This window comes from Bacillus sp. SH7-1, assembly GCF_008042405.1.
GTDB classification, from domain to species: Bacteria; Bacillota; Bacilli; order Bacillales; family Bacillaceae_G; genus Bacillus_A; species Bacillus_A thuringiensis_N.
In genome coordinates this window covers 388,654-410,217 of record NZ_QNUD01000007.1, presented here as the reverse complement: position 1 = coordinate 410,217, position 21,564 = coordinate 388,654, and the positions used below count along the sequence as shown (strand labels likewise).

Genomic DNA, 21,564 nt, shown 5'->3' with positions numbered 1-21,564 from the left:
ATCAGCTACCTTTTGCGGATAGTTTTTTTGGTATGCATTATTTTCGGTCGACGTCTCATTATTTTTAATGGCATGCGAACCATAAAATCTTTCCAGTCACTGAATCGATATGGAACAGCAGGGCTGGTATAAGGAACGCCAAAACTTTTCAGTTTCACTAAATGACTGCAAAGTAAAAGAAAGAAGAGAATAACTCCATACAATCCAAATATCGCAGCACAAAACATAGCTACAAAACGAAGAATGCGTAACGTAATTCCCACACTATATTGCGGAATAGTAAAAGAAGAAATAGCTGTTACCGCAACAACGATAACCATTATTGGACTAACAATTCCTGCTTCTACGGCAGCCTGACCAATTATTAAACCGCCCACAATTCCCATTGCAGGTCCAATCGGTTTAGGCAGACGTAAACCTGCTTCTCGTAAAACTTCGATAGCTACTTCCATAATTAACGCTTCTATTAAAGCGGGAAAAGGAACTCCTTCTCGCGATCCGATTATAGAAATAGCGAGCTTAGTGGGAATTAATCCTGGATGAAATGAAATGAAAGAAATATACAGTGCTGGAGCAAATAATGAAACAAAAGCTGTCATGAAGCGTAATAAGCGGAGAAGTGTACCAGGAAGCCACCTTTCATAATAATCTTCTGGTGATTGCAGTAGCATACTAAATGTAACTGGAGCAATTAAAACAAATGGTGTTCCATCTAACAAAATAGCTACTCGCCCTTCCAGCAAAGCACTAATAACACGATCAGGTCGTTCTGTATTTTGAATCTGCGGAAAAGGACTGAGATAATTATCTTCAATGAGTTGCTCTATATAACCAGATTCGAGTACACTGTCTATGTCAATTTTCTGAATTCTATTTTTTATTTCTTCCACCAATTCCGTACTAGCAAGATCTTTAATAAATGCGACAACTAACTCTTTCTTTGCACGTTCTCCTACTGGTAGCTTTACTAATGATAAATTATCATCTGCACAATGCCGTCGCAAAAGTGAGGTATTATCACTTAATACTTCAGTAAATCCGACCCGTGGACCTCTGACTAATGCCTCCGATACCGGTTCCTCAATGTTTCGTTTATTTGCTTTTGTTGTACCAAGAATAAACACATCTGCTAAACCATCAATTAAAAGAGCTGTTGAACCTATCAATACTTTGGGTATTAAATCTTTTATGTAATGGACTTCTGCTACTTCACTAATTGTAAGAACTTTATTTTTAATATATTCTTTTGAAACAGTCCCCTCCACATAAGAAGATTCATTTTTATATTCATCAGAAAAATCATCCATTAGTAATTTCATAATATGTTTGTCAATTATCTCTTTATCTGATAGACCGTCAACAAAAACGATCCCAGCCTGAATATCTGTGCGTCCAATATTAAACTTCCGAAAGCGAACATCAGAATTATGTCCGATTTGTTGCTTTATAAGTTCTAAGTTAGAGGCAAAATCATTTGTGAAATGAACGATTGTATTTTGAGAAGGTTTATGCTCTTGTTTCGTTTTACTTTGAATATTATTTTTTTTCACTTGTTTGTCTCTTGACTTCCACCAACTCATTCTTCCCACTCTTTCTCTGACATACGAACCCAATGAAAAAATCTTGAGATAGTATACGGAATTAAAAACAAGATAAAAGCTTGTACAAAGACTTTCCAATCTGGAAGATAAGAGGTAATTATGTTCCACATTTTTATCACCCAATTTATATACTCTGCTAGGATTGAGATTTCTAAAAAACGATATGTACTTAATAAAAAATAACGATAAAATTAAAGAGCAGAAAAGCGAGACATTATGCTTATTTAGTACCAATAACCTAGTTAGTATAAAAACATTTCTGACCTAAAATACCATTTCCAATTATAATTTGTTAGATATTATCTCCTTTTCCCTTATTTATATGCCCGCATTTGAATTTTAAATAATATAAGGATCGATGATATTTCCTCTTAAAGAAAAAAAGATGCTATAAGATAGCATCTTTTTTTCAACTCAACTTACTATGTATTTATATTTTATTGTGGAAATACTCGTTTTTTTAAATGAATATTAATGTTTAAAAAAATAAAAAATACATATTCTTTTGTTCTAAGTTCATACACTTCTACCAAATCGATACGGAATTTTCTGATTTTAAATTCAATATGAAATAAAGGAAAATCCTTTCTTAGAAAAACTATATAAAACAAATAACATGAAAACAACTATCAATCTATTAATTGAAAGTAATAATGAGCAAGAGTTTATCATCTTAATTCCAAGTGTATTCGTTTTGCTTCAAAATAAAGAACTTGAATAAATTTTTTCGTATCAATACGAGCAGGTAATGTTGGTTCATTATTCAATTCTGTCATCTTTCTCCTTACGGTAGTAAAATCAAAAAATCTAGAAGCATAATTTTCGAACTTCGGGTTTAAAAAATCAGTAAGTCCAAGGGATGCTAAATGGTTTAATGATTGATAAATTGCTCTCCGAATCCGTTGTTTGGAAGCTTCTATGAACCTTTTTAATTCGGTATCTTCAGCTGAATTCCCAAGTTTTTTTTGAGCTAAATTCATAAAAATCTCTTTTAGTGAGGGAAAACCTTGTTCCAACGTGTTATCTTGTTCATATTTATATAAATAATCTAGCATATCCATTAAATCTTTACTTCCATTTTCACTGGCTATTCCTAATTCAGACAAAAGAAAATGAATGGAATTTTGAAAATGATTAAAAGTATTTAAATGTTTTTCATTACGGTATTTTTCTTGCACACTTGAATTACTATCCAATTTTAGTACCGTATTAAGCGATTCTTGAATGTTTTTTATCGATTTTTCCAAACGAATTCGTTCAATGACTTTCCGAACAACTGTTAATACTTCAATCCGGTTAATTGGCTTAATAATATAGTATTCAACGCCAAGCGAATAAGCTTCAGCAATTAATTCTTTTGATTCTACTTGAGAGACCATGATGATTTTCCCTTTAAACGAAGGTTTTATTTGACGAATTGTTTTTATTCCATCTTGAATCGGCATTAACAAATCGATAAATAAAATGTCTATATTTTTAAGGATTGGCATTTGTTGCTCTAAAGATAAACCATCCTCAGCTTCTCCTATAACCTCCCCAAGATCTTCATCCTCGATAATTTGAGCCAACATTGAGCGAACCGCTTTTTCATCATCTACTATATAAAAATACATAGAATCACCCTTTCGAAATTATATGATCAATCCCTAATCTAATTATAAAAATTGATCCTTTTCCTTCGGTTCTGTCCTCAAGCGTAACATCACCTTCAAGTTGTTCGACCATTTCTTTAACATACGATAATCCGATACCTGTCGATGGATTGCCTAAATCATCATATTTAGAAGTAAACCCAGGCTCAAAAATTGAATCTTTATATTTTGAAGAAATACCGGGACCATTATCGCCTATTTGAAATTCAACAAAATGGTGGTCTTTATTAATGTCAATTGTGATGGTTCCCATACCTTGGATAGCTTCTACAGCGTTTGTAACGATATTATTTATAATAGATAAGATTGTGTAAATATGATAATGAGGATGCACACCATCAATTTTATACACAAATTGGATGTCTTTCTCTAGCAACCGTGCATATTTCGTATTTGCCCGTATAATGATATTTACTAGTTCATGTACAGACATATAATCTGTAAAACTTTCATCAGAAATTAATTTTGAAAGTCCTGCAAAAATACGTTGGTTATCCTTTTTAACGTCATGGACCTCACCAGCAATTTGTAATGCCTGTTGCCTTAAATCCCCAAAATGAAAATCCATCTGTTTGTGCTCAAAAGAGTCTAAAGTTTTATATAAATCATAGGATTTTTTTGTTATATTCTCAGCATCTTGTAATGTTTTTTTTAAATGAACAGCATCTTCATATAAATTAGAGATGAGCATGAGCATGTGTTCATTTTGTTTCTTTATGTGTCTCTCCCTTGATTGCGCTTCATACAATTTCATCATATTGAAAAAGCTTAGAACTATAAAACTATGGGAACATGCGATAACAATGATCTCATTTATTGCCTCGGATGTGATCGATGTTTTTAATACGAAATATTGAATCATTAATTCCACACAGTCTGACAGTATTTCAATCATGCAACCAATCAAACCAATCATTAGTGGTTGATGATAAAAACGTTTGATTTTTGCTAAATGAAAGAGATACGAATAAGTAAAATAAAAGAAAAAACTAGGATAGTGAGTATGAAAAGCGGCTAGCCAATCCATATTTCCCTTTATAATGACATCCATTGAGATACGAAATACTACCACGACTATCGCTGTTAAAAAACCCGGTAAAAATGCTGGAATTCGTCGAAACAATAACAAAAAAAAGAAAAATGTTGGTGCACCAAAGCTCATTCTAAATGTTTCATTTAAGGGAAATGACTTTATTTCACCTACTAAGGGTACAGTAAGTATCATTAAAACGAGAATATAGATGTCTTTTTTTACTAAATTACTAAGATTCAAAATAATCACTTCTCACTTTCGCCTAACAGTCAGTATACAAACCTATTTGCATTAATACAATACTTACTCTATTTTTTTCAAAAACTGATAAATAAGATATAAACGAAAGCATTATAGATTGTGAGTATTCATTACACTCTTCTACTTTAGAAAGATACTTTATAACTCAAAAATGTTCAGACACAATATAAGGTCTGAACACTTTTGGACTCGCTCTAACACCAAAATATCTGTGCTCCTTTTTAAAATATACTTAAATCCCATTCTTTTGCAATATGTTCTAACAACATAATTCCTGGTAAACTATTCCCATATTCATCAATGGCTGGTCCGTAAATACCAATACCACATCCATCTTGGAACGATAAATCCATCCTAGATTTTGAGGGAACAAGTGTCATAATTCCGCCGGATACCCCACTCTTAGCTGGTAATCCAATGAAAGCAGCAAATTTTCCAGAAGCATTGTACATTCCACAAGTAAGCATTAAAGCTTTTGTTAACCTAGCTACTTCTTTAGGGAGCACTTGTTCTTTGCGAATAGGATGATATCCATCATGTGCCAGTATAAGCCCTATTAAGGCAATATCTTCTGTATTTATTTCAATCGAACATTGTTTTAGGTAAACCTCTAGTGTCTCCTCCACATCTGATTCTAGAAAACCGTTCTCCTTTAAATAGTATGCTAATGCTCTATTACGATGAGCCGTTTCCCATTCTGATTGAAATACTATTTCATTAATAGCGGGACGCTTCTCTATCATTTTTTCAATTAATACGTATATAGATTCTAATTTTTCTTGCACCGATGTCCCTGGCAAAAGTGAAGCTATCGTAATCGCTCCAGCATTAATCATAGGATTAAAAGGTTTTCCTGGTTTATGTATCTCTAAACGAATAATTGAATTAAAGGCATCTCCAGTTGGCTCTACGTCAACTCGTTCTAATACATAAGAAATACCGCGACTTAAACAAGCGGCTATAAAACCGATTACTTTTGATATACTTTGTAATGTGAAAGGTATCTCCCAATCTCCTGACTTTATCATTGCTCCATCTGGCTTTACTATACAAATACCTAACTGCGATACATTTATTTCCCCCAGAGCGGGAATATAACTGGCGCTTCGTCCCTTAGCTGCATACGTTCGATAATGAGCTACCCATTGATCTAAGCAAACTTTTTCTTGACCCTCAACTTGAACGCTAGAATCCTTTATCATTTAATCATATTCCCCCGTACTATTAACTTTATATAGAATGATTTTTTCTTTACTATAATCAATAATATTTGCACTAGAACCAAGAAAAATATTCAGACATATTGCAGTCTGAATATCTTTCTTATTACACACTTTTCTTTTTTGAAGTTTTCTCATAACTATCCCAACATTCAATATTTTCAAGCCCTTTAATGTTTTCTTTATAAAAAATAGGATCTTTACCAGCTTTTTTCTGGTTTATATAATCTTGTAACGCCGCAAATGCTACTTTTGAAAGTAAGGTAATAGCAATTAAATTAATAATAACCATAAAGCCCATAAATAAGTCCGCTAAATCCCATACAATTTGAATCTTTGCAACAGAACCAAATACAATCATAGCCAATACACTTATTCTGTATATCATTAACCACACTTTACTTGTATGTAAGAAGCGAATATTTGTTTCACCATAATAATAGTTGCCAATTAACGCACCAAATCCAAATAAAAAAACAAAGATAGCAAGACAACCCGATGCCCAAGGACCTATGTGTTCACTTAATGCTGCTTGTGTAAGTGCAATACCATTTAACCCCGGTTGTTTATATGCATCAGACAGCAAAATAATAAAGGCAGTACTAGTACAAATGATTAGTGTATCCGTTAATACACCAAATGCTTGAATCAGTCCTTGTTTCACCGGATGACTTGTTGTTGCTGTTGCAGCAACATTTGGTGCACTTCCCATACCAGCTTCATTTGAAAATAAACCACGTTTAACTCCATTCATAAGTGCTGCACCAATTGAACCGCCTGCTATTTGTTTAAAACCAAATGCGTTTTGAACAATAAGAGAAAGAACTTCCGGCATTTTTGATATGTTGGTAACTACAACAAATAATGCAACTCCAATGTATAATACCGCTAAAAATACCACCTTGTATTCAGCCATTTTTGCAATACGTTGTACACCACCAAAAATAATCGCAGCGAAAGCAATGGCCATGATTATCCCAACTGTTAGACGATCTGTACCAAATGAGTTTTGAAAAGCAATTGTAACTGTATTTGATTGTACTGAATTGAATACAAGACCAAAAGTAATTGTGATTAAAATAGAGAATAATACTCCCATCCAACGTTTATTCAACCCTTTTTCCATATAATAGGATGGACCACCGCGGAAACCAGTTTTATCTTTTACTTTATATATCTGTGCTAATGTGCTTTCGACAAAACTGGAGGCCGAGCTAATAATAGAAATGATCCACATCCAAAATACAGCTCCAGGACCACCTAATGCAATTGCAATCGCAATTCCTGTGATATTCCCTGTTCCAACGCGGGCTGCCATACCAATACAAAACGCTTGAAAAGGAGAGATTTGATCTTTAGAACCACTTTTCCCCTCCATTAATACACGGACCATCTCTTTTAACATTCGAAACTGTACAAAATTCAATTTAAATGTAAAATAAATTCCGCAAATAACAAGCATAATAATTAACAATTTAGACCATAAAAAATCATTTGTTGATCCGACTAACTCTACAAAAAACCTTTCCATATCATCACTCCATGCCAAAATTTATATATCATAATCTATATAAAATCACCTATATTTCCTGGTATAAATACCTCTTTCATATTCAAATACAACAAGGATAAAAATTTTCTATATGAATCGGATTGGCCTGTTTAAGCAAAAATCACAACATGTAACCGTAAAACTGAAATTTTGAAGTACTTAACGCTTATACAAACGGATGCTCTACCCCTTTCTGCAAACTAATATTTTTATCCACTAACATTGTTGTACTATTATGTTTGTTTCGTTTACCGGTGATTTAAATCATAATAATCAATAGTGATTAAGTGGTTTTTTGTTAATTTTCTCAAGAACATGGAAATATCTCCTTTCTCACTACTAATCTCAAAAATAGGCTAGGTAAAAACTTCGCGAAAAATCTATAAAGCGCTTTCACTATTCAACTAAGAGAAGCTTGTCTTTAATTTATAATTAAAAGTACAGAATGTTACGAAAAAGTACAGATTTTTATAAAAACAAAAAAATATTTTAAGTTTTTTTCATCTAAAAAACAGTGAGATTTTCTGAATTTTATACAGTATCCAAACGTCGCAGATTTTGTTCTACCTATCCTTTGACAAGCCTCTATTTTCTTCATAAAAACATGCATACTTTTTCTCTTTTAGAACTTCTTATAAAGTATTTGAAATCAAGAATCAATAGAATATTATAAGAATATTAAAAAAATAAAACATTTAATTTATTTATGGTATCATACAAAAAACATTTATTTTCTCAATTAATCCCCCTAGCTGGATTCGTCTATATTGCACATATTTACAACATTAAAGACACTAAGAAAAAAAGCATTTTGTTGAAGGGATGAAACATTACAAAACTCTTATTTAGGACCTTATGACATCCTCTTTTCTAGCAATATCGAGTTATCCCAAAAAACGTATATTTACTAACATAGATTACAGGTGGTGTATTGTGAAAGAAATAGTATTCGTTCAAAATAAAAAAAGACTCCTTATGAAATTCAAATTTTTAAAAAAGGATTTAGTACTTACCATTTCACTGATACTAGCAATTGTAAGCTGCCTAATACATTCGCCAAAGATCGAATATATTAACTTTGAAGTGTTAATTAGCTTATTTAATCTAATGGTGGCCATTAAGGCCTTTGAACAGCTAAAGATATTAGACAAACTTGCCGTTGCCATTTTAAATAAATGCAATAACAGCAGATCAATATCTATTATTCTAATTTTGTTATGCTTTATTTGCTCCATGTTTGTAACAAATGATGTCGCTCTCCTCACCTTTGTGCCAATAACACTTGTCATTAGTAAAAAAACACAAATGAACATGATGGATACAATCATCCTGCAGACAATTGCGGCAAACATCGGTAGTAGCTTGATGCCTATGGGAAACCCACAAAATTTATACCTATATTCTTACTATGGAATTAAGCTCATCCCATTTTTAGGTTCAATCCTGCTTTTAGCTGTACTTGGAATTAGTTTGTTATTTATATTTACTCAAAAACTTCAAAAAACAGATTTGAAAATAGAACTACCTGTTATTACCGTGAAAAATCGAAAAAAAGCTACCGTCTGGATTTTGATACTTATCACTATCATTGCATCTATTTTTGGTGTTATTAATTATTACATTGCGCTAATAGTCACATTGATGGCAGCATTTACGTTAGATAGAAACTTACTATTTAAGATTGATTACTTTCTTCTAATAACCTTTGTCTGTTTTTTTATTTTTATCGGGAACATTTCCCATTCAGATGCGCTGGAGACATTCGCTCGCGCTAATTTAAGAGGAGATACTTCAGTATTCTTTAGTTCCATATTTTTGAGTCAATTGATTAGCAATTTTCCTACTTCAATTCTTCTATCAAACTTTACTTCTGATTGGAAAGCTTTATTACTAGGAGTAAATATTGGAGGGCTTGGAACAATTATCGCATCTTTAGCCAGTGTAATTTCCTATAAACTATTCACCCAGGTCAATGGTGAAGAGAGCAAGGCATATTTAATTAAATTTAGCATTTACAACTTTTCATTTTTAATCATACTTACATGTATACAATACTTTATCTTTAAATTTCTAAAAATTTTTTAAAAAATTGATTCCTTTAGAAAAACCCAAATTTCTCAATTTAATGCTGAGATATTTGGGTTTTAATATAGGTATGTTTAAAGAGCTACAACAAAGTTACCATCAATTTAATATTTTGAGATGTTCTCACAGCGAAAATCTTTTAGCTTTTACGTTGTTTATTAGATTTCAGTTCATTTTTGAAGTCTTCTTCACAAAATCCTTAATGTCCCTCAATTTTTTCCCGCTAATATTATCTTTGATGGTTGAATCTATTTCAATTTCTAATTTTGCAAATGCTGCTCCTACACAATTATAGATACTTGATCCAAAAGCAAGATGTCTTGCAGTACCACTAAATGCCTTTTTAATATCAATGTCAGGACAATAAACGTTGAATTTATCAGGCCTTTCAAATACGTTAGAGTCACAATTTGTTGCACCAATCATACAGTAGTATCCACATAACTAGTTACATTCTCCTTTTTTCTATTGTTAATAGCTTCGTAATAAAAGCTGTTAAACAGCAAAAGTGCGAAGTCTTAAATTAGACTTCGCACCTTATACAAATTTACAATCCGTGACGATACCAATACAAATGCAATACTAGATACATACTAATCACTCATTATATCTGTTGCTCTTTTAATTGGCCAATGTATAAACAAATCCTTTTACTTAGCCATTCTTCATGATTGGCTTGATTGTTTCTAGATACTTAATCCCTCTATACTCTTTCAAGCGGTAATCCATTCCGATGGAAATTACAAATGACAAAATTTATCCGTTTTTCCTACTTTCTAAATTCAGCAAGTAAAATGTTTTTAAAAACTTCCGGGTTATTAATGTTTAAACTGTTCGAATTGATAGCGAGTGTATGTTTTCCTCCAAGTGTTCCACCAGCAAAAGTGGAAAACCCTGGAACGGCCCCCCTGTGTCCCCATACCGAGACACCGTTCGGAAGCTTAATTTCAAGGATTCCAAGACCATATCCGGTTCCCTCTCTATTTGTAGGAACTGTAGTAAGCATTTGTTTTAACTGCTGTTCCTTCAGTAATTTGCCACCTAGTAAGTAAGAGAAGAATTTGTTTAAGTCGTCAGCAGTAGAAATCATATCTCCATCCGAGCTACCTGGGTTAATATAAGTAACGTCTTTTAGCTCACTCGCTCCGTCTAGTTGCAAATAGCCACGGGCATGCTTTGTGCCTGGAATCACGCTTGAATTACCAGGTAGAAATGTGTTTGACAAATCAAGCGGTTCAATAATCCGATTTTCAACCTCTTCCGCATAGCTGTTTCCTGTTACTTTTTCAATAAGGATTCCTAGTATTACATATCCTGTATTTGAATACGACCAACCCTTTCCTGGGGCAAAGTCTGGGGGAAGTGAAATCCCCATCTTTACAAATTCTTCAGCCGTATACGATTTTTTTATATCCGTAATATCAAAGTCTTTTGAATTTATATAGTCAGCAATACCACTTGTATGATTCAATATTTGCCGGATCGTAATCTGGTTACCATCATATCCGTTTCCTTGAATAACACCAGGTAACCATTTTTCAATGGAGTCGTCTAGATTCAAACGGTTCTCTCCAGATAATTGAAGTAGAACTGTTGCAATGAACGTTTTCGTCACACTGCCAATGCGAAAGCGAAAATCTGCTTTCATTGGTTTCTTAGTTTTCAGATCCGCTACCCCAGCTGTATAACTCCAAGTTTTACCCCCCTTAGAAATTTTAGCGAGTATTCCCGGGTATCCAAGTTGCAGTTCATCTCGCATTGCTTTCTTAACGGAAGTACGATCGCTTTGCGTACTTGTTTGTAACGAACTAGATACATTTTGCGTAGGTTCTGCTTTTACAATTAATGTTGGTGTTATGTATAACAGGGAACTTCCAGCTATTAAAAGTGCTAGACTTGCACATGTAATTTTACTGCGTGTTTTCATAAAGAATTCCTCTTTTCTATTTAAATTGTATTGATGGCTGATAGCTGTCTCATATACTAACCACACAGCTATCAACTCTCCCAATGATAAAAGTCAACACTGAATTTGCAATCAACGTACTAATCATTATTTTCACAAACACCATTGTGTTCTAACAATCTCTAAATCACTCTTTTTCCACATACATATTAACCATAGAAATTACTTCTTTTCCTTAAAACACTCTTGTTACTGATTATTTGTTTTATATGTAGGCCGTACTTGTTCCCCCCATCATGCCTCCTTATATTTTTATCCTACACAATGAAAATCTCTTTTTTCTTACCTATTCCTTACAAATTCCTTACATACAAAATCACTTCTACAATAGGATTGAAGTAGCATCTGTGCCCGAAAGCGCAAAAAACACCGATGCTTTTCGCTTCAGTGTTTTTTGCGCTTTACATATTGAAGATTCATTTTACTCTTAACAGGTTGAATTGCTATTTTTTTCCAACACAATTATTCTTCTTACTATATAAAACAAAATTCATAGTATTATATGAAACACTTCTCAAGTTGTCATTAAGGCACATGATTCTAAATTTATTGATGTAGTTGAGATGGACTCACTTTTTGAATTTGAACAAGTATATCAAACGCTTTACCCAATGATATATCAACAGTTTTTGGTATATCAGGCCCTTCGGTAGTTATTCCAGCGAAAATTGGATGTTGTTCGTTTAACCAAGTTTTTGTCACGCCGTTCGCCTTACGTAAATCAATAAAAAATTGATCTTTTTTGACCTGTCCAAAAATGTAGTTATAACTGTTTGAATCATCCGATTTTAATGTTCCATATGGGCCGACTTCACCGTCACTATTAATTGGACACAGTAAGACTTTATTTCAAACCTACAAAAAATAGATTACCTGTACACTAAAAAGTATAGGTAATCTATTTGTTTTTGAGATTAATAAAAAACTAATTTATTTTTTGAATTCTTCCATCAATAATAGACTGAATTGGTTCTTTTGATTTTTTTATATAATCTACTAATGCTTCAAAATCAGTTGGTCCTGTTTCAGCATCTTTACCGTTTTTAAAGGATACAAATCCATCTCCACCTGAAGCTAGAAATGCGTTCGCAACGACGCTGTAAGTTTTAGAAGGAATGATTTCTTCTCCATTTGTTAAGCTAATACTTGTTACTTTTTCTCCATTAGGCTTGTTCGCATCCCAAGTGTATTGGATCCCTGAAATTTGAAGCATTCTTGTTATGTCTTTTTGCCATTGTTGATTTAAAATATCACGAATGTCTTGACCTGTTAAATTTACTTTTATTAATTGATTTCCGAATGGTTGAATACCATATATCTCTCCCCATGTAATATCACCAGCATCTAAGTCATTACGAATACCACCAGGATTCATAAGTGCAATTTGGGATTGCATTGTTGTACGCTGGGCATCAGCAACTAAATTTCCGAGAGTAGATTCACCAGCCATATTGAGTTTGCGATCTAGTGGCGCAATAGACTTACCTACAACTTCATTAACAAGAGGTGCGATTTTTGCTTGATATTTCTCCATCTTCTTCTTTATTTTTTTATCAGGCTCTATGCCTTCATGATAAGTTGTAACAATTTCTGCTTTTTTCTCAACAATATCTTGTGTTTTACGATCAATCTTTACATCAACATCAGCAAAAGCCATACCATATGAATTTGCTTGTACGACAAGTTTATTATTAACAGTTCCATTTACATAGGTGTGGCTATGGCCACCAAAAATAACATCGACTTCTGGATCAGTCTCATTTGCTAATCGGACGATATCACCATTTGTTACGCCGTTCCCATCTGTTATACCTCCGTTATGTGCAAGAACAACGATAGATTTAACGCCTAGTTTTTTTAATTGCTTTACGGATTTGTTAATAGCTTCAACTTCATCTGTAATTTCTACATCCTTTAGCATAGTAGGCATAACAAGGTTAGGAACATCCGTTGTTACGACTCCGATAAATCCAACAGGAACTCCTTGTACCTTTTTTATAGTGAATGGTGGTAAAAATAAACGACCGGTGGATTTATTATAGAAATTTGCAGCAACATATGGGAATTTTGTTCCTTTAAAATTTCCTGTTTTCTCATGGTATCCACCATAAATAAGGCGGTTCATTTCTTCAACACCTTCATCAAATTCATGATTTCCTATCGTTCCAACATCGAATTTCAAATCATTTAGAAATTCAATTGTAGGTTCGTCTTGTAATAATGCTGAAACAGGAGTACTTGCTCCAACAACATCGCCGGCATGTACCTTTAATGTATTTGGATTTTGTTTTTCACGATCACGTAAATAAGCCCCTAAGTACTCAATTCCCCCTGCATCTTTATTGTTAATTTTTTTTACAGTATCTAGTTGCCCATGAAAATCGTTAATACCGAGCATTTGTACATCTATGTAGCGGTTTTGTTCTGTACTTGCTTGGATTGAAGGCGCAGCAAATACACTAGTAAAAGTAACTGTACTTAATGCTAAAGCAACTGGAATGATTTTTTTCAACATAAAATTTCTCTCCCCTAATTAAAATCTGACATAATACGATGTTATTTTAATATATTAAGAGAATTATTTCCACAAAAATTCTACCAATTATAAAAATTAATAAGATTTTATTGTTTTCTGACAAGATATTTCTTCCTCAAAAAAATGTATATTTCTTTGTTTTGAGGATTATTCAAAATATTATCTTGATAGTAATATAACAATACTTCTAAGAAATCTAAAAAACTCTAATCAATATATTTTAGCTGTTAAGAAGAGTATTCAATCCAAAATTAATGGAGATTTATCAACCTAACATCTCAATATCACCATTTAAAAAGATGCTCCTGGATTTATCCAAGAGCATCTTTTATAAAGCTTTATTTTTTACTTGTTTATAATTTATCAATTAACAATTATATAGTTGTAATCAGTCCTTTAAAAATAATAGGAGTGCTTCATTAAATTCTTTAGCATGCGTTGCATTTAGCCCATGTGGACCACCCTTTATTAAGGCTACTTTAGAATTAGGAATTGCTTCATGTGTTAATTTCCCACTATATTCATATGGTACAGTTGCATCAGAATCACCGTGAATAATAAGAGTAGGTATATTAAACTTCTCCAAGTCTTTTCTAAAATCTGTCTTACTAAAGGCGGTAATACAATCAAGTGTTCCTTTAGGTGATGCACTGGATGCAATATTCCAATTATATAAACGGAATGGCTCACTAACTAAATCTGTTCGATTACCAGCCGCGAAAAATCCCTTAGTAAATTCATCAAGAAATGCAAGGCGGTCATTTATCACACCACTTTTGAATGCTTCAATTGTTGCATCATCTAATGCCCCTTCAGGATGATCCTCTGATTTGTATAAATATGGAGGAACTGCCCCAGCAAAAACAGCCTTTTCAATACGATTTGTTCCATACGTACTAATATACCGGGCTACTTCGCCTCCACCCATAGAAAAACCAACAAGTGTGACATTTTGAAGCTCTAAATGTTCTAATAGTTGATGTAAATCAGAAGTAAAGGTATCATATTCATACCCTTCCCACGGCTGAGATGATTGTCCAAATCCTCGACGATCATATGTTATAACTCTGTATCCAGCCTCAACAAGAGCGGGAACTTGGTATTCCCAAGATCGACCACTTAACGGCCAACCATGAATTAGTACAACTGGTTTTCCTGTGCCATGATCCTCATAATATATCTCAATTGGTGCTTGATTTTCGGTTCCTACAGTAATTTTAGCCATGCTTCTACCTCCAAAAAATATTCTAATATGTATCCTTTTCTTCAATAATTCGGATGAATCTCATAACCTATTCATGCACGTTTATGTTGTGAACTCTAAGTATGAAACTCTATTGTTCCAATGCATTCATTTTCTCCTTTTGGAACAATCCCCCCTCTAATACCTTTTTCATCATAAAATAATTACTGAATATTACTCCTATTCAATTGTAATAACAAAAATAGGTGACTATCAATATCGTTCTATCTATAGAATGTATAGGTAAAATCAATCTATTTTATAGTGAAAATAACTATAGTTACGACCTATACAAATTATAGATAATTTAGAATTGATTAACGAATCGGTTTTCAAATACTATAAATTTGTATAGCACTTCATGTTCTGTGAATGCTGCTATAACCAATATTATTGGTCAGCTTAGTTATAAACGAAGAAACTTATGATAGTATTCGACTATTTAAACTTTCTTCGATTACTTAATTTTTAGGAGGAATACATAATGACTGATCTCTATTCTCGTATTAACAAAGATGATGCTGTCGTGCTTTTAGTAGATCATCAAACTGGTCTTATGTCTGGACTAGTACGTGACTATGGTGTTGATGAATTCAAGAACAATGTTTTAGCTCTTGCTCACACTGCTAAGTTTTTTGATTTACCAGTTATTTTAACAACAAGCTTTGAAAACGGGCCTAATGGACCTTTAATGCAAGAATTGGTTGATCTCTTTCCTCACGCACAAAAAATAGCTCGACCTGGACAAATTAACGCATGGGATAATGATGATTTTGTAAAAGCAATCGAAGAAACTGGAAAAAAGCAACTTATCATCGCGGGCGTAGTTACGGACGTTTGTGTTGCTTTCCCGGCACTTTCCGCTATAAAAGCTGGATATGAAGTATTTGCTGTTACTGATGCTTCAGGAACTTTCAGCAAACAAGTTGCAGATGCTGCCAATACGCGTATGGCACATAATGGTGTACAACTTATGAACTGGTTTAGCGTAGCTTGCGAATTACAACGCGATTGGCGCAACGATGTCGAAGGTTTTGGTAATTTGCTTGCTAGTAATCTTCCAGGCTATCAAAATATAATTGGAAGCTATATGGGAGCTCAGCGAGATCTTAGTAAACAAAATGCATAAATGTACCGCTTTAAATCCCTTCTTTAAGTGGATAGTATAAATCTAGTGCTGATTAAATCAGCACTAGATTTTTAAATTGAAAAGTATAGCAGAGCTTTTATTTTTATGATTACAACTTTAATTAACAGAAAAAACATTACTTTCAAAAATATTTTGAACAATTACAAAAGGAGTGTTTTATTATGAGTAATTTAGAATTGTTAAATCCGGAGAATAGTGCCTTAATTTTGATTGATTTTCAACCTCAAATGACTTTTGGAGTTGCAAGTATTGATAGACAAACATTGATTAATAACGTTATGTTGCTTGCTAAATCAGCAAAAACTTTTAACGTACCTACTATTCTTACTACAGTTGAGACACGCAGCTTTTCTGGCTATTTTTGGCCACAAATTCTTGACATATTCCCAAACCATGAAATTATAGAACGCAGTTCAATGAACTCTTGGGAAGATCAAAAATTTGTTGAAGCGGTTAAAGCAACCGGTAGAAAGAAATTAATATTTGCAGCACTTTGGACTGAAGTTTGCCTTGCATTCCCTGTGCTTGAAGCAATGAAAGCTGGCTATGAGGTGTATGCAGTTGACGATGCTTCAGGTGGTACTAGTTTGACAGCACATAACGCTGCTATGCGTCGTGTAGAACAAGCTGGTGCAATTCCAGTGACAGCCATTCAAGTTTTACTTGAATACCAACGTGACTGGGCACACAAAGACACTTATGATGCTGTAATGGAGATTGTAAAGGAACACACTGGTGCTTATGGTCAAGGTGTAGAATACGCATATACTATGGTGCATGGCGCGCTTCCAAGCAGGAAAATATGAAACAAGAAGGAGTAGCTGTCGAAGAGACTTATACAGGGAACACGATGGATGCTGCTGATCCAGTAACAACGATTGTTACATGGGAAATTCAACAAGGGAAAGAAAAACAGTTTGAAACATGGAGACATGAAATCGAAGCTGCCGCTACTAAATTCCCAGGGCATTTAGGCGTAAATCTAATAGTCCCCAATAACGAATCCAGAGAGTATACTGTTATTTTTCGCTTTGATACGTATGAGCATCTACGTGCTTGGCAAGAATCAGATATTCGCCGAGATTTGTTAAAAACCGCAGAACAATTTCAAGTTACTAATCCAACTTACAAAACTGAAAGCAGTTTGGCTTATTGGTTTGTTACTCCGAAAACACCATTTCCACCGCCAAAATGGAAAATGTCTATCGTTACCCTTCTGGGGGTATGGCCTCTTAGCATGTTAGTTCCTAAATTGATAGGACCTATTATAAAACATATGAATCCTATTATGTCGGCTTTTTTTGTTTCTGTATGTATAGTGTCCTTGCTATCATGGGTAGTTATGCCGATTTTCGGCAAACTATTTCATCCATGGTTACAAAATAATAGGAAGTAGGCGAGGTGTGAATATGAATGTACCGGATATAATCTTATATAACGGAAAAATTACTACCCTTGATCCCTCTCAACCTGAGGTATCTGCTATCGCCATAACTGATGGTTTAATAACTGCAGTAGGTGGAGATGAGCTTCTTAATAGTGCCACAGAAAAAACAAAAAAAATAGACCTTAAAAGAAAAAGAGCTATTCCAGGCCTGAATGACTCTCATATACACGTTATTCGTGGCGGTCTTCATTATAATATGGAATTACGATGGGAAGGCGTTCCTTCAATTACCATTGCTCTCGAAATGCTCAAAGAGCAGGCAAGGCGTACACCTGCTCCTCAGTGGGTAAGAGTAGTTGGAGGTTGGTCTGAATTTCAATTTAAAGAGAGACGGATGCCAACTTTAGAAGAGATTAATGCTGTTTCTGAAGACACACCTGTCTTTGTGCTACATCTTTACGATAGAGCACTTGTAAATCGTGCAGGGCTGCGTGCACTGGGATACACAAGAGATACCCCAGACCCTCCAGGTTGTTTAATTGAGCGGGATAAACGAGGTAATCCTACGGGCCTTTTAATTGCCAATCCTAACGCTTCTATTCTTTATTCAAGTTTGGGTAAAGCTCCAATACTTAATTTTGACGACCAGATTAACTCAACTCGCCATTTTATGCGCGAATTAAATCGATTAGGTATTACAAGTGCCATTGACGCAGGCGGCGGTTTCCAAAATTATCCTGACGACTACAAAGTTGTTGAATATTTAGCCGAGAAGGAACAATTAACTTTGCGTATTGCTTATAATCTATTTACGCAAAATCCTAATCATGAATATGAAGACTTTGCTTCATGGGCAAAAATTGTTTCTCCAGGTCAAGGAAATGATAAGTATAAAATGAATGGTGCCGGAGAAATGTTAGTATTCTCGGCAGCCGATTTTGAAAAATTTCAAATGCCACGGCCCGAACTAGCTACGATGATGGAAGCTGACTTAAAGAAAGTGATTTCTCTATTGGTAGAAAACCGTTGGCCATTCCGTTTACATGCAACTTATGACGAGTCAATCACACGATTCTTAAATGTTTTTGAGGAAGTTAACAAAGAAATTCCTTTCAATGGTCTACGATGGTGGTTTGACCATGCAGAAACAATCTCAGTTCGTAGTATGGAACGTGTTAAGGCTTTAAATGGTGGTATTGCCATTCAAGACCGCATGGCTTTTCAAGGTGAATACTTTGTTGATTTATACGGAAAGGAAGCTGCAAAGCATACTCCCCCGATTTACCGTATGTTAGACCTAGGTATACCTGTTGGTGCTGGTAGTGATGCAACTAGAGTTTCCAGTTATAACCCTTGGGTCGCTCTTTACTGGATGGTTGCCGGAAAAACCATTGGTGGTCTTTCGATATACGATGAAAAAAATAAACTTGATAGAAAAGTAGCCCTGGAATTATATTCAAAAGGAAGTGCGTGGTTCTCTGGTGATGAAGGTAAAAAGGGAACCCTTGTAGTAGGTCAGTTTGCTGATATTGCTGTATTGTCTGCTGACTACTTTACTGTGCCAGAAGAAGAAATCAAGAACCTTGAATCATTACTCACCATTATGGGTGGGCAGGTTGTTTATGGAAATGATGAATTTAAAAATTTATCACCTGAATTGCCGCCAGCATCACCTGATTGGTCACCGACGGGAGTTTATGGTTATGGTGGTGCTAATCTAGCCCACACTATACTTTCTCACGATGCCCATGATCACAAGTTACATAGTTGCAGTAACCCTCTCCATCAACACACTCATACCGTAATAGGAAAAGATGGAACTAAATGGGGTATTGGTTGTACTTGCTTTGCTTTCTAAGTCAAAACCACCGGTATAATGCCGGTGGTTTTCTTTATGCAATAAGGATATGTAGAAAGAAATAGCAGTATATCCCTAATGGAATCTATTACTATGCGATAAGACCGAAGAAATTATTGATTAACTTGACTTGTTTTTAACAGTCTTCTCTCCTTGCAAAGTCTGCCCTTTTTCCCTTAAGTAAAAGTCCATGATATTCCCTTTTGAAGCGACTACACCACACATATAAAGTGAAACTTTAATCAGTGGGGGTTTTGTTCATCCCCCACTGATTATCAGCCCTCACCAATCGGACTTTTACGGACAGTTGATCCCCCACCTAACTTCTTTGCTTCCGCTGAATTTTGAGGTGGGGGTCTTACTGCCCGTTAAAGCGGGATAAATCTACTTGCCCTTTGACTGTAATTTAGGTCTTATCCTAAGAATTATGTATCATTTTTAATTCTCACACTATAATCATTATTATTTCTATTATACTAATACTTTTTCAGGTTCATTTAACTTCTGCATAAAGATACGTGCTGCAAAACTTAAAAATTTATCATCAAAGTGAATAAGATTAATATCTTGCCTTGGTGTTGGATCAGTAATACGAACTATGCTCAAAGTATCATTATTAACAAAATCAACCAGTGAAAGAGGTATTATGGCAACCCCATGACCATTGTATACAAGGCTCAATAGAGAAATAGAAGATTTTGTTTCTATATTTGCTTCAGATAAAGATAATCCTAAACTCTCACAATATATTTTAATAGATTCACGACAACTACATGAAACCATTATTCTACTCAGTCCTACTAATTCTCGAAAAGAAACAAATGATGTTTCATTCAAAGGATGTTTTTTTGGAATGACAAGGACAAGCTCTTCGCTATACAAAAGGGTGCTTGTTAATGTGTCTGGAATTTGAGCACTACGTGTAATCCCTATATCAATATTTTTGTCAACGATTTGATTTACAGCAACTTCGGACTCTATAATTTTTACAATGATGTTGGGATATTGTTGTTGAAACTTCATAATATAAGGTGTTAGATAAGTGAGATCCTCTAATAAACCTCCTATAGTAATCACACCTCTTTTTACACCCTTTAATTCAAAAATTTCATTATAAACGTCATCAAATTGTTGCATGATAAATTTTCCTTTATCAAATAGCAGCTTACCCGCTTCTGTCATTTTGATACCTCTTCCAACTCGATGAAACAAGGGTGTATCAAGTTCACCTTCCAACACACGGATTTGTTGACTTAAAGTCGGCTGTGAAATACCTAGAACTTCCGCAGCTTTAGTAAAACTATTATTATTACAAACTTGAATAAAATACTCTAAATGACGTAATTCCATTCTTGATACCCACTCTCCGCTTTATGAAAGATTTATAATGAAAAGGACAATATGTATACGTTAACAGAACAACTTTCTTTCCTACTATACCAATTGAAATTACATATTTTATTCATTTTTCATTATAATAAAATTACTACCATTTATTAATTTTTCCTCCTATTTATTTAATTTATATTTAATTAGGATATTACTAAACAGAAATAATCTCTAAAAACTTACAATTTCTGTGCGTAATATCCTAACTTTTTCAACTGTTTACTTATCATTTTTTCTCAATATAGTCCAAACTACCAAATATTTGCTGAATCCTCTCTTTATGCTGAGAAAAAATAGTATCCACCAATTCAATACCTTCTGAAGTAATTGATGCATACGTGACACGGCAGTCTTTAGGACATGGTTTTCAACTCTTCTTTTCCAACCTATCCACTACATACGTGATACTACTACTTGCAAGTAATATCTTGTCCCAAATTTTTTTATAGGCTGATCGGCTTTACTGTATAGTAGCTCAAGCACTGCAAATTCAGTTGGTTTAAGTCCATAAATTTTTTTATCCTTTTCAATACGTTTAGTGATTGACTGTAATTCCCTTGATAATATAACAAATAACTTTAAAGATAGGCTTTCATCGTTAATCACGCTCATAATTACCAATCCTTTACAA

At 34.0% G+C, this 21,564-nt stretch carries 15 protein-coding genes and 2 pseudogenes; 5 read left to right on the top strand and 12 right to left on the bottom strand.

Translation table 11 applies throughout. The annotated features are described in order from the left end of the window. Window positions 1-5: 5 nt before the first annotated feature. From DN390_RS08395 to DN390_RS08370, 5 genes are all read right to left on the bottom strand, one after another. On the bottom strand, window positions 6-1,580 hold the full coding sequence (locus DN390_RS08395) for a spore germination protein (RefSeq protein WP_147807115.1): 1,575 nt from the start codon (window positions 1,578-1,580) through the stop codon (window positions 6-8). 689 nt (window positions 1,581-2,269) lie between these two features. Beyond that, window positions 2,270-3,214: a response regulator gene (locus tag DN390_RS08385; protein ID WP_147807113.1), complete on the bottom strand. Its 945-nt coding sequence runs from the start codon at window positions 3,212-3,214 to the stop codon at window positions 2,270-2,272. Between the two features lie 4 nt (window positions 3,215-3,218). Beyond that, complete coding sequence (locus DN390_RS08380; protein WP_147807112.1) at window positions 3,219-4,535, bottom strand: sensor histidine kinase; 1,317 nt, start codon at window positions 4,533-4,535, stop codon at window positions 3,219-3,221. 233 nt (window positions 4,536-4,768) lie between these two features. Continuing rightward, entirely contained in the window at window positions 4,769-5,749 is a 981-nt protein-coding gene (gene glsA / locus DN390_RS08375; protein WP_147807111.1) for a glutaminase GlsA, read from the bottom strand. 124 nt (window positions 5,750-5,873) lie between these two features. Continuing rightward, entirely contained in the window at window positions 5,874-7,298 is a 1,425-nt protein-coding gene (locus DN390_RS08370) for an alanine/glycine:cation symporter family protein (protein ID WP_000439283.1), read from the bottom strand. Window positions 7,299-8,252: 954 nt separating this feature from the next. Here DN390_RS08370 and DN390_RS08365 point away from each other — a divergent pair. Further along, window positions 8,253-9,404: an anion transporter gene (locus tag DN390_RS08365; protein ID WP_147807110.1), complete on the top strand. Its 1,152-nt coding sequence runs from the start codon at window positions 8,253-8,255 to the stop codon at window positions 9,402-9,404. A 165-nt stretch (window positions 9,405-9,569) separates the two neighbouring features. Here the strand turns inward: DN390_RS08365 and DN390_RS08360 are convergent, their stop codons facing one another. From DN390_RS08360 to DN390_RS08335, 5 genes and pseudogenes are all read right to left on the bottom strand, one after another. Then, on the bottom strand, window positions 9,570-9,830 hold the full coding sequence (locus DN390_RS08360) for a cytochrome (RefSeq protein WP_147807109.1): 261 nt from the start codon (window positions 9,828-9,830) through the stop codon (window positions 9,570-9,572). Between the two features lie 343 nt (window positions 9,831-10,173). After that, window positions 10,174-11,331 carry a serine hydrolase domain-containing protein gene (locus DN390_RS08355; RefSeq protein ID WP_147807194.1) on the bottom strand — a complete coding sequence of 386 codons (1,158 nt, stop codon included), beginning with the start codon at window positions 11,329-11,331 and terminating at the stop codon, window positions 10,174-10,176. A gap of 585 nt (window positions 11,332-11,916) precedes the next feature. Next, a pseudogene (locus tag DN390_RS08345) lies at window positions 11,917-12,195 on the bottom strand (erythromycin esterase family protein); the annotation flags it as partial. A 100-nt stretch (window positions 12,196-12,295) separates the two neighbouring features. Then, the gene (locus tag DN390_RS08340; RefSeq protein ID WP_147807108.1) at window positions 12,296-13,885 is read right to left on the bottom strand and encodes a bifunctional metallophosphatase/5'-nucleotidase; all 1,590 of its coding nucleotides are present in this window, start codon (window positions 13,883-13,885) and stop codon (window positions 12,296-12,298) included. Window positions 13,886-14,294: 409 nt separating this feature from the next. Further along, window positions 14,295-15,131: a bromoperoxidase gene (locus DN390_RS08335; RefSeq protein ID WP_147807107.1), complete on the bottom strand. Its 837-nt coding sequence runs from the start codon at window positions 15,129-15,131 to the stop codon at window positions 14,295-14,297. A gap of 502 nt (window positions 15,132-15,633) precedes the next feature. Here DN390_RS08335 and ycaC point away from each other — a divergent pair. The 4 genes from ycaC to DN390_RS08315 all read left to right on the top strand — a co-directional run bounded on the left by ycaC (window position 15,634) and on the right by DN390_RS08315 (window position 19,544). Continuing rightward, a complete protein-coding gene (gene ycaC, locus DN390_RS08330) occupies window positions 15,634-16,278 on the top strand; it encodes an isochorismate family cysteine hydrolase YcaC (protein ID WP_000131220.1) in 645 nt (214 codons plus the stop codon). Window positions 16,279-16,460: 182 nt separating this feature from the next. Beyond that, the gene (locus tag DN390_RS08325; protein WP_147807106.1) at window positions 16,461-17,105 is read left to right on the top strand and encodes a hydrolase; all 645 of its coding nucleotides are present in this window, start codon (window positions 16,461-16,463) and stop codon (window positions 17,103-17,105) included. Further along, the gene (locus tag DN390_RS08320) at window positions 17,102-17,695 is read left to right on the top strand and encodes an antibiotic biosynthesis monooxygenase (protein WP_147807105.1); all 594 of its coding nucleotides are present in this window, start codon (window positions 17,102-17,104) and stop codon (window positions 17,693-17,695) included. The genes DN390_RS08325 and DN390_RS08320 overlap by 4 nt, the downstream gene beginning before the upstream one ends. A gap of 13 nt (window positions 17,696-17,708) precedes the next feature. Beyond that, window positions 17,709-19,544 carry an amidohydrolase gene (locus DN390_RS08315; RefSeq protein WP_147807104.1) on the top strand — a complete coding sequence of 612 codons (1,836 nt, stop codon included), beginning with the start codon at window positions 17,709-17,711 and terminating at the stop codon, window positions 19,542-19,544. Between the two features lie 471 nt (window positions 19,545-20,015). Here DN390_RS08315 and DN390_RS08310 read toward each other — a convergent pair whose 3' ends face one another. After that, the gene (locus DN390_RS08310; protein ID WP_147807103.1) at window positions 20,016-20,894 is read right to left on the bottom strand and encodes a LysR family transcriptional regulator; all 879 of its coding nucleotides are present in this window, start codon (window positions 20,892-20,894) and stop codon (window positions 20,016-20,018) included. A 218-nt stretch (window positions 20,895-21,112) separates the two neighbouring features. After that, window positions 21,113-21,545: pseudogene (locus tag DN390_RS31075) on the bottom strand (MarR family winged helix-turn-helix transcriptional regulator). Between the last annotated feature and the right edge of the window lie 19 nt (window positions 21,546-21,564).

Excerpts from the sequence above, each read along its gene's own strand:
- DN390_RS08395 (WP_147807115.1), bottom strand. The coding sequence starts at position 1,580 with ATGAGTTGGTGGAAGTCAAGAGACAAACAAGTGAAAAAAAATAATATT.
- DN390_RS08385 (WP_147807113.1), bottom strand. The coding sequence starts at position 3,214 with ATGTATTTTTATATAGTAGATGATGAAAAAGCGGTTCGCTCAATGTTG.
- glsA (WP_147807111.1), bottom strand. The coding sequence starts at position 5,749 with ATGATAAAGGATTCTAGCGTTCAAGTTGAGGGTCAAGAAAAAGTTTGC.
- DN390_RS08370 (WP_000439283.1), bottom strand. The coding sequence starts at position 7,298 with ATGGAAAGGTTTTTTGTAGAGTTAGTCGGATCAACAAATGATTTTTTA.
- DN390_RS08360 (WP_147807109.1), bottom strand. The coding sequence starts at position 9,830 with ATGATTGGTGCAACAAATTGTGACTCTAACGTATTTGAAAGGCCTGAT.
- DN390_RS08355 (WP_147807194.1), bottom strand. The coding sequence starts at position 11,331 with ATGAAAACACGCAGTAAAATTACATGTGCAAGTCTAGCACTTTTAATA.
- DN390_RS08340 (WP_147807108.1), bottom strand. The coding sequence starts at position 13,885 with ATGTTGAAAAAAATCATTCCAGTTGCTTTAGCATTAAGTACAGTTACT.
- DN390_RS08335 (WP_147807107.1), bottom strand. The coding sequence starts at position 15,131 with ATGGCTAAAATTACTGTAGGAACCGAAAATCAAGCACCAATTGAGATA.
- ycaC (WP_000131220.1), top strand. The coding sequence starts at position 15,634 with ATGACTGATCTCTATTCTCGTATTAACAAAGATGATGCTGTCGTGCTT.
- DN390_RS08325 (WP_147807106.1), top strand. The coding sequence starts at position 16,461 with ATGAGTAATTTAGAATTGTTAAATCCGGAGAATAGTGCCTTAATTTTG.
- DN390_RS08320 (WP_147807105.1), top strand. The coding sequence starts at position 17,102 with ATGAAACAAGAAGGAGTAGCTGTCGAAGAGACTTATACAGGGAACACG.
- DN390_RS08315 (WP_147807104.1), top strand. The coding sequence starts at position 17,709 with ATGAATGTACCGGATATAATCTTATATAACGGAAAAATTACTACCCTT.
- DN390_RS08310 (WP_147807103.1), bottom strand. The coding sequence starts at position 20,894 with ATGGAATTACGTCATTTAGAGTATTTTATTCAAGTTTGTAATAATAAT.